1 protein-coding gene is annotated in these 1,312 nt (G+C 67.1%); it reads left to right on the forward strand.

Going from position 1 to position 1,312, the window contains the following annotated elements; all coding sequences use genetic code 11:
- Positions 1 to 47 precede the first annotated feature (47 nt).
- Positions 48 to 1,283 (forward strand): IS30 family transposase, encoded by a 1,236-nt coding sequence (locus ACFVWG_RS41480; RefSeq protein ID WP_391549042.1) that lies wholly within the window; start codon positions 48 to 50, stop codon positions 1,281 to 1,283.
- Positions 1,284 to 1,312: the final 29 nt, after the last annotated feature.

Consider the following 1,312-nt stretch of genomic DNA (forward strand, 5'->3'; position numbering starts at 1 on the left):
GGCGGAGTCCATCGGTCGAAGCAACGCCTGAAGGAAGGTGTTGTCCGATGCCGGTTGCGCGTGGGTATGAGGTGCGGGAGAGGTTTTTGGGGTTGGTGTGTGGTGGGTCGTCGTTGCAGTCGGCCTCGTTGGCGGTGGGCGTGTCGTGGGGCACGGGGCTGTTGTGGTGGCGAGCATCGGGGCTTGTGGAGTCTTCGATGCAGCGGGGCAGGTCTGGTGGGTTGGCGGGCAGTCCGCCAGAGGTGGTGCCTGGTGGGGCTGATAGGCAGCGGTCTCGCCGGCCGTTGAGTAGTGAGGATCGGGCGGTGATCGCGGCGCTGTTGCGGCGTGGTCTTTCGTATGGCGTTATCGGTGAGGCGATCGGGCGGGACAAGTCGGTGATCTCGCGCGAGGTGGCACGTAATCGCAGCCAGGACGGGGTGTATTGGCCGCAGGTGGCGCACCGGGCGGCTCATGAACGCAGACGGCGGCCGAAAGAGTTCAAGCTGGCCGCCGACCCGGGGCTGTGCCGGCAGATCGAGGAGTGGATGGATGCCGGCTGGTCTCCAGGCCTGATCGCGGCTGTGCTGCGCCGCGACCATCCCGCAGACAGCGCCGAGGAGAAGATGGCTCGTGTGTCCCACGAGACCATCTACCAAGCGTTGTATGTGCAGCCCCGCGGCCAGTTGCGTCAAGACCTGCACCGCCAGTTGAGTCTGCACCGCCAGGCACGCAAACCCCGCGGCAGCGACCGGCACCAGACCCGGGACCCCTACCGTGAGGCGTTCAGGATCAGCCAGCGACCGGCCGAGGCCGCCGACCGTGCCGTGCCCGGCCACTGGGAAGGTGACCTGGTCATCGGCGCCGGTAACCGCTCAGCAGTCGGCACCCTGGTCGAGCGCACCACCCGCTTCACGATCCTGCTTCACCTACCCGGCCAGCACGATGCCGACACCGTGGCGCAGGCCATGATCGCCCAGATGAGCAATCTGCCCGGCCACCTGCGCCGATCCCTCACCTGGGACCGCGGCCGTGAACTGGCCGGCTACCGAAACATCCAGCTCGACCTCAACATGCCGGTCTACTTCTGCGACCCACACGCCCCCTGGCAACGCGGCACCAACGAGAACACCAACCGGCTCCTGCGGCACTGGCTCACCAAGGGCAGCGACCTGTCCACCCACACCGCCGCCGACCTGAACCAGATCGCCACCACGCTGAACCAACGCCCCCGCCCTACACTCCAACTGAAAACCCCAGCCCAAGCGCTGGCCGACCTGCTCGCCAACCCGGCAGCAGCATGAACCCGTTGCTTCCACCGATGGATTCCGCC

The sequence above is a fragment of the Kribbella sp. NPDC058245 genome, assembly GCF_042882005.1.
Lineage (GTDB): Bacteria > Actinomycetota > Actinomycetes > Propionibacteriales > Kribbellaceae > Kribbella.